The organism is Humibacillus sp. DSM 29435 (assembly GCF_001758225.1).
Taxonomy (GTDB): Bacteria; Actinomycetota; Actinomycetes; order Actinomycetales; family Dermatophilaceae; genus DSM-29435.
On the sequence record NZ_MAST01000037.1, the window covers coordinates 1 to 7890 of the forward strand.

Annotated in this window: 5 protein-coding genes and 1 pseudogene; 3 read left to right on the plus strand and 3 right to left on the minus strand. The window is 68.4% G+C overall.

Annotated elements, in window-relative coordinates; genetic code table 11:
- Positions 1-165: 165 nt before the first annotated feature.
- The 3 genes from BA895_RS17945 to BA895_RS17955 all read left to right on the plus strand — a co-directional run bounded on the left by BA895_RS17945 (position 166) and on the right by BA895_RS17955 (position 4000).
- Positions 166-726, plus strand: coding sequence for a TetR/AcrR family transcriptional regulator (locus BA895_RS17945; protein WP_070193269.1), 561 nt, complete (start codon positions 166-168; stop codon positions 724-726).
- A 394-nt stretch (positions 727-1120) separates the two neighbouring features.
- Positions 1121-2419: an alpha/beta fold hydrolase gene (locus BA895_RS17950; RefSeq protein WP_070193270.1), complete on the plus strand. Its 1299-nt coding sequence runs from the start codon at positions 1121-1123 to the stop codon at positions 2417-2419.
- A 132-nt stretch (positions 2420-2551) separates the two neighbouring features.
- On the plus strand, positions 2552-4000 hold the full coding sequence (locus tag BA895_RS17955; protein WP_070193271.1) for an IS1380 family transposase: 1449 nt from the start codon (positions 2552-2554) through the stop codon (positions 3998-4000).
- A 548-nt stretch (positions 4001-4548) separates the two neighbouring features.
- Here the strand turns inward: BA895_RS17955 and BA895_RS17960 are convergent.
- The 3 genes and pseudogenes from BA895_RS17960 to BA895_RS17970 form a co-directional block, all read right to left on the minus strand.
- Positions 4549-5418 carry an alpha/beta fold hydrolase gene (locus BA895_RS17960; protein WP_070193272.1) on the minus strand — a complete coding sequence of 290 codons (870 nt, stop codon included), beginning with the start codon at positions 5416-5418 and terminating at the stop codon, positions 4549-4551.
- 359 nt (positions 5419-5777) lie between these two features.
- Positions 5778-5969: a hypothetical protein gene (locus BA895_RS17965; protein ID WP_139142755.1), complete on the minus strand. Its 192-nt coding sequence runs from the start codon at positions 5967-5969 to the stop codon at positions 5778-5780.
- A 191-nt stretch (positions 5970-6160) separates the two neighbouring features.
- Positions 6161-7612: pseudogene (locus BA895_RS17970) on the minus strand (IS1380 family transposase).
- Positions 7613-7890 lie beyond the last annotated feature (278 nt).

Genomic DNA, 7890 nt, shown 5'->3' on the forward strand with positions numbered 1-7890 from the left:
CCGGGGCCAGTGCGTGAATACGCCACGCTCGGTCCGTGTGCTCGCTGGGTAGAAGTCGCATCTCACATCCTCTGTCTATGCGGTACCGTATGGCTGAGGCTAGCACGGAGTATGCGTAACCGTATAGAACTTTGAACTCGTGATGTTACGAACAGGAGGCCACCTGTGGCTCATGCCCGGACCCCACGCCGTGCGTGGATCGATCAGGGACTTCAGGCGCTGGCGGAGGGCGGGCCGGACGCGGTCCGGGTCGAGGTGCTGGCGCAGTCTTTGGGCGTGACCAAGGGCGGTTTCTACGGTTACTTCGCCAACCGGGCGGCCCTTCTGGAGGAGATGCTCACGACGTGGGAGTGCGAGGTTACCGAGACCGTGATCAGCGAAGTGGAAGCCGGCGCGGGCCAGGCACCCGCCCGGACCAAGTTGCGTCGGCTGTTCGCTATCGCCGATGCTGAGCATGCGACCATGGGGGTAGCGGTCGACCTCGCGATCCGCGACTGGGCGCGGCGTGATCTCCAGGTCGCTGCCCGGTTGCGTCGGGTCGATAGCCGGCAGATGGACTACCTCCGCTCGCTGTTCAGCGAGTTCTGCCCGGAGGCGATCGAGGTGGAGGCCCGCTGCCTGGTCGTGATGTCGATCCGGATCGGTGACCACCTGATTCCCGCCGAGCAGGGGCGCCACCGCCGGGCCGAGATCGTCAGGGACGTTCTGAACCGGCTCCTGGTATGAGCTGGGGTTGCGTGTGTAAACAGGCCATCGACGCGAGTTGGCGGCAAGCAAGACCCCGACACGCCCCGCCGTCGGCATCGGCCGCACCGTCAACGGCATCCCTACGGCCCCGGGCCGATGGTGGGTGTGAAGTGGTGACCGCCCCTGCGGCTGCCGGTGCGGCGCCGCGGCCTCTTCACCTGGTTGGTTCGGTAACAAACGGATGGTTGTGCGCAGTCGATAGTGGTGACTTGCCTTCGTTTTCGACCACGAGTCAGCAACCCGGCAGTCGCCCGGTCGACATCTGGTGCAACCCTCGCCGTGGGCAGCGTCGAGGAGCCGTCGGCCAAGTCCGCCGAAGTGACAGCCGCAACCGGTCCGCCAGCTGGACGGTCCCAGACCAACGAGCCAGGACGTGAGCGTGACCCGGGTTGGCGTGCACCGACTGGTGCGCATTCTGCGCCGTGGCGCCCGGGTGCTCCTCCTGGTCCTGGCCGCTATCGGTGCTGGCTTCGGAGCAACCCTCGGTGCCGCCCGGTTAGCGCCCCGGCCGGCCGTGTTCCTCCCCGCGGGTCTGGCGCTCGTGACGGTGGTGGCCGCCGCTGGGTGCTGGCTGGTCCTGCGGGGGCAGCCGAGACACCGGCGGGCCCGCTCAACCGTGCTGAGCGCGGCGCTGCTCCTGGTGGTGACCACTCTCGCGGTTACCACCTCACTGCCCGATCACCCCGCCACGCCACCGCCGGTGCCGGGCTTGGCGTACTGGCAGCTAGACACCGGTTCACGGCTGGCGTATGTGAAACGGGCAGGAACCGGCCCGGTGCGCTCGACGCCGGTCGTGGTGCTGCACGGCGGGCCCGGTATCCCCGACATGGCCGGTGATGTGGCCTTCTTCGGTCAGCTCGCGGGCCTTGGTTTCGACGTGTACGTCTACGACCAGCTCGGCGCGGGGAGCTCGACGCGACTAACCGGCCCGACCGGGTACAGCATCGACCGTGACGTGGCCGACCTGGAACAGATCCGCCGTGTCATCGGCGCCGAGCAGATGATCTTGATCGGCCACTCCTACGGGGCCGGGCTGGCGGCGCATTACCTCGCCGGCCACCCGGGCCGGGTCGCCAAGCTGGTCTTGAGCTCACCCGCGCCGATCGACCCCGCCGACCGCAGCAGTGACCGGGCTACCGCCGGACTGGAGGTCGGCCCCCGGCTGCGCAGCTACGTCGCAGCCCTGGCCCCGCGGGCGCTACTGGGTTACGCCCTATTGCAGGTCAACCCGGTCGCCGCCCACGCCTACCTCGGCGATGCTGAGGCCGACGCCCGTAATGACACCATCCTGACGATCACCGCCCCAGCCCTGCACTGCTCACCGCAGCTGGTCAGCCCGGTCCACGGAAGTGGGTTCTACGCGCTGCAGTACCCCCAATCGGCGACCGCCCACCCGCCACGCGACATCCGCCCCGCACTGACCGGACTGCCCACCCCGACCCTCATTTTCAAAGGCTCCTGCGACTACCTGTCCTGGCACTCGGCCACCACCTACCGCCAAGCGCTTCCTGATAGTGAACTGATCTACCTGCCCGGCGCCGGGCACAACACCTACCAGGACCAGCCCGGCGCCGTGATCAACGCGATCCGCGCCTTCCTCACCGCCCAAACCCCGCCCCAAGCCCCCTACCAACCAACCACACCGCCAGACGGCTACCAAGGACCGCCCTAAGCCACGATCCACCGATGGGGCCGGCGGGGTGAGGTGATCCGGCGCGTCGGAACATGAGAATGCCCCTGTGCTGCAACAGAATTGGAGTTCTTCAGGCAACAACTCAGGCCGCACACAAGGGGCATCTCGTAGGTGAAACTCTCTCACACCCTGACCCGGACCTCCGCGGTCTTCGACGACCCGAATTTGGTGTCGTCCGCCGGGCTCGTCCCCGTCATGGCTCTGGCCGACGCGGCCGGCCTGCGAAAACTCACCGATGAGCGCCTGACCGTGGCCACCGACAAGGGCGCCAACGCCGGGCTAAAGATCGCCTCCCTGATCGGTGGGATGCTCGCCGGCGCGGACAGCATCGATGACATGGCCGTGCTGCGCCACGGCGGGACGAGCAAGGTCTTCAACGCCGCCTACGCACCCTCGACGCTCGGGTCCTTCCTGCGCGCGTTCACCTTCGGGCACGCGCGACAACTGGACGCGGTCGCAGCCCGGTTCCTGCTCGCACTGGCCAGGCTGTCACCCCTGGTGAGCGGCCCGGTCGCCTCCACCACCTCGGGCGCCTCTGCCCTGGACACGGGCGGGTACGCGTTGGTCGATGTCGACGACACGATCATCGAGGTCCACGGCCACCAGAAACAGGGAGCCGGGTTCGGCTACTCCAAGGTCCGCGGGCTCAACGCGATCCTGGCCACCCTCACCACCGCTGGACACGCGCTCGTCATCGTCGCTCAGCGGTTGCGCAAGGGCTCCTGCGGCTCCCCACGGGGCGCGGCCCGGCTGATCGGCGACGCCGTCAAACAAGCCCGGCGCCTGCTCGGGCCGGACCAGCCGGTCCTGTTCCGGATGGACTCCGCGTTCTTCGGTGGCCCCGCCGTCCGGGCCGCCCGGGCCAGCGGCGCCGACGTCTCCGTCACCGTGCGGCTCACCGCCACGACCAAGGCTGCGATCGCCACCATCGATGAGGGCGCGTGGACCACGATCGAGTACACCGACGCGATCCGCGACGAGGCCACCGGGGCGTGGATCTCCCGAGCCGAGGTCGCCGAGATCCCCTTCACCGCGTTCGCCGCCCAGAAGACCGCGTACCAGGTCCCCGGCCGGCTCGTCGTGCGCCGCATCCCCGACGCGAACGCCGAACGGAACCACGCCGCCGGGCAAGACATCCTGTTCAACGTGTGGCGCTTCCACGCGTTCCTCACCACAGCCCCCGCCGACACCCTGGACACCGTGGCCGCGGACCAGCTCCACCGCCACCACGCGATCATCGAACAGGTCCACGCCGACCTGAAGAGCTCCGCCCTCGCGCACCTGCCGTCGGGGAAGTTCACCGCGAACGCCGCGTGGCTCGTGCTCGCCGTGATCGCGTTCAACCTCACCCGGGCGGCGGCCACCACGACCGGGCAACCCGCCCTGGCCAAGTCCACGACCGCGACGACCCGTCGCACGCTGATCACCGTCCCAACCCGGATCGCGTCCTCCGCCCGCCGGATCACCTTGCACCTGCCGAAGGACTGGCCCTGGGAGAACGCGTGGACCGAGCTCTTCACGCTCGGCTGCGGGCCACCACCAGCGGCCGCACGAACCTGACCACCCCGCCGCGGAGACGGCGCAACCCGAGGACCCACGGAACACCCCGGCAGCAAGGCCGGGCGATAGCCCCATTCCCTCACCCCAACGTCAGCCCGCGAACCCCATCACGCCGCCCTCCACCAGCTCATCGGTGGATCGAGGCTTAGACGTCCTGGTCGGGCAGCAGCCGGTGACAGCCTGGACGACGCACTGATCCACGTAGGTCCCGAGTTTGGCGCCTACGCCACCAGTCTCCTGCAGATCTACATCATGGGGGCCAACCACCCCGCCCTGATCCGCATCATCGCCCGGTAGACAACCTCTGGCTGGCTCACCTGTCGCTACCCGGGTTCGTCGCGTTCATGCTGCTCCCCGCCGGCTAGGCAGGATCCGGCGGGCGTTGGCCAGAGGTGATCAGGTGTTCTGCGACCCTGGTCCGAATCGCAGGCCGCAGCCAGTGAACCCCGACTTCTCACCTTGACGTCAGCGTTCGCTAGTTTCGGTCTTGTTGTGCGCCGCTCCTGTTCTCGAGCGTTGATGCCGACGGCTCACAAGGCCGGGTGGGGTCAGCCGGCGGGGTACGCGGCCCAGTGGCGGCGCAGATGCGGCACGAGGTCCGCTGCGCGCTCTTCCGGATAGAACAATCTGGCTCCGTCTATCTCCACCAGCTCGCGGACGCCCGGTATGGTGTCTCGCAACCTGCGCGCCCGGCTCAGCGGGAAGAACCTGTCGTCGGTTCCCCAAGCCAGCAGGGTGGGGACGGTCAATTGCCTCAGGGCCGAGTCAACAGCGACGAGGTCCCGGTCGCGCAGCGAGGCAACCCAGCGTTGAAACTCCCGCCGGGCGAGCGGGGTGCCGAGCAGCGGCTCTAGCCAATCGCGCAGCACATCTAGCGGAAGCGCCTCAACGTCTTGGTAGCCGGTGCCGAACAGCCTTTTGCGGGTCTTGGTCAAGTCTGTCAGGGCTCGGCTCGTCAGCGGGGCGAGTAGTCGGGCCCGGGCCAGCCAGACGGTTGGCGCAAACGCCCTCGGCGGCACGTCTCCTCGGGTCTCGCAATTGGTCAGCGTCAGGGTGGTTAGCCGCTCAGGCCGATGAGCGGCAACAATTTGGGCGACCGCGCCGCCGGTGTCCTGGCCGACGAGGTCGATGTCAGTAAGCCCGAGGGCAACGCAGAACGCCTCAACTGAGGCAGCGAGACCCGTCAGCGAGTAGTCTTGGCCTGGCGCCGCCGGGGTGCGGCCGTGCAGTGGCAGGTCCACCGCCAAGCAGCGCCGCTCGCCCTCCAGTGCGCTGATCACGTTCCGCCACAGCGAACCGCCAGTTCCAACACCGTGCACGAACAAGGCCGTGCGGCCGGTACCAAACTCGGCGTAACCAATCTCCCCCGCCTGGGTGTCGACGGTCCGGCGGTGCCGGTCGTACTCCACAAGCTCCATCGCATGCCTCCCTGGACGTCATGGCGGGCTCAGTGCTTGGTCCGGATAATCGCTCCGATCATAGTCACGGTGCCGCGGATGGGCCGCGGGGGCTCATCCACGATCGCTATGTGAGCGCCACCGGCCACGGCTGCCTTGCCTCGTTGTGTCCTTGGACATGGAAAAGTCCCCGGTGATGGCCAAGTGAGGTCCCAGCTGGTGACCACGTGGAAGTCCCACCCCTTGGTCGTCGTGCTGATCCGGAGCGTGAAGCCCTGAGCGGTGACGCCGGCGTCGTCGCGGGGTTTGTGCTGGTGCTCTTCTCCGCGACTGGGCCACGACTGACCCAAGGATCCCCTGCCGCGCCGGAAGCCGATTGATCAGAAGCCTGAGTCCAGCTCTTCACCCCACATGGATTCGATTCTATGCCGGGGGTCGTCGACGCTGTCGTCGGTGGAGACCCACACGATTCTCCGCCTCCTGACGTCGTGGGCATCCTTCCCTGCCGTGAGGACATAATCCACTTCGTCGGCGCGGTCCTGGCGCAGCAGCACGACGAACGGAAAGGGCAACGACGCCACCTCAGCCTCGCGGCCCCCAAGAACGCCCGTGGGGTCTTAGCCTCGATCCACCGATGGGCTGGTGGGGGACGGCCGGATCGGGCTCGTGGGCTGAGGATGCGAGCTGGGCGTGGGTGATGGCCCGGCCTCGCTGCCGGGGGTGTTCCGTGGGTCCGTGAGTGCGCCGTCGCCGGCTGGGGTGGTCAGGTCCGTGCGGTCGCGGGCGGGGGGCCGCAGGTTTGGATGAACAGCTCGGTCCAGGCGTGTTCCCAGGGCCAAGCGGTGGGCAGGTGCAAGGCCAGGCGCCGGGCCGAGGAAGCGACCCGGGCCGGGACGTGGATCAGGGTGCGGCGGATCGTGGCGGTGGTGGCTTTGGCCAGCCCGGCCGCCCCGGTGAGGGTGGCGGCGGCTCGGCTGAGGTTGAACGCGATCACGGCGAGCACGAACCAGGCGGCGTTGGCGGTGAACTCTCCCGACGGGCAGGTGCGCCAGGGCAGAGCCTTTGAGGTCGGCGTTGACCTGTTCGATGATCGCGTGTCCGCGGTGGGTCTGGTCCGCTGCGACGGTGTCGAGCACGTCGGGGTCGGTGGTGGTGAAGAACGCGTGGAAGCGCCACAGGTCGAACAAGGTCCCTTGCCCGGGCGCCTGGTTCCGGGCGGCGTTCGCGTCCGGGATCCGGCGCACCACGAGCCGCCCGGCGACCCGCTTGGCTTTCTTCTTGGAGGAGAACGCGGTGTAGGTGCTCTCGGCGACCTCGGCCCGCGACACCCACGCCCCGGTGGCCGGGTCCAGGATCGGGTGCGGGTAGGTGATCGTGGTCCACGCGTCGGCGGGGATGGCGTCGATGGCTTTCTTCACGGCCGGGCCGCGGCGCACCGTGATCGACACCTGGGCGCCGCCCGTGCGGGCGGCCATGACCACCTCGGCGCCATAGAACGCGGAGTCGGCCCGCACCAGGACCGGCCGGTCCGGCCCGGACGAGGTCTGGCCGTGGTCAGGGCGTCGGCGACCATCCGTTTCGCCCCGCGTGGTGACCCGCAGGCTCCCTTGCGCAGCCGCTGGCCGGTGATCACCGGCGGGCTGTCGCAGCTCAGGGTAGCGAGCAGGGCGTCAGGCCGCGGACGCCGGAGTAGCCGAACCCGGCGCCCTGTTTCTGGTGGCCGTGGACCTCGATGATCGTGTCATCGATATCGAGGAACGCGAACGGGGCCGGCCGCGGGGCACCGCGGTCAGCACTGTCCTCGGGTCCGCGGCCGTGCGCCGTACCGAGCAGCGGGGTCAGCCCGGCCAGCTTGAGCAGGAACCGGGAGGCGACTGCGTCGAGCTGGCGCACGTGCCCGAAGGTGAACGCGCGCAGGAACTGCCCGAGCGTGCTGGGTGCGTACGCCCGGGTGAAGACCCGGCCCATCCCGCCGTGACGCAATACCGCCATGTCATCGATGCTGTCCGCGCCGGCGGCCATCCCGGCCGCCAGCGAGGTAACCTTCATGCCGGCGTTCGCGCCTTGTCGGTAGGCACTGTGAGCCGGTCTTGGGCCAGCTCGGTCAGGCCCGCTGTCTGGGCGAGCTTGACCAGCGGGACCAGGCCCGCGACCGCCACGAGGTTCGGTCATCGAACACCGCTGAAATGACCGGGCGGGTATGAGAGAGTTGCATCTACGAGATGCCCTTTCGTGAGCACGGGAATCAGACCGTCGTAAGCCCAATTCTCCTGCCACTTAAGGGTATTCTCTTGTTCAGACGCGCTCACTCACCCTGTCAATCGGTGGATTGAGGCTAAGCGCATGGTCGATCGACGCGGAAGAGGTGACTCCGCCGTTGCGTTCCGTCGCGTCGGATCCGGACATCTTGGTGTACGCCGAGGTCACGTACACCAAGCTCCGCCAAGAGCCGGAAGTCCAGGTCGTGCCCGCTCTGGGTGAGGGCCTGGACCA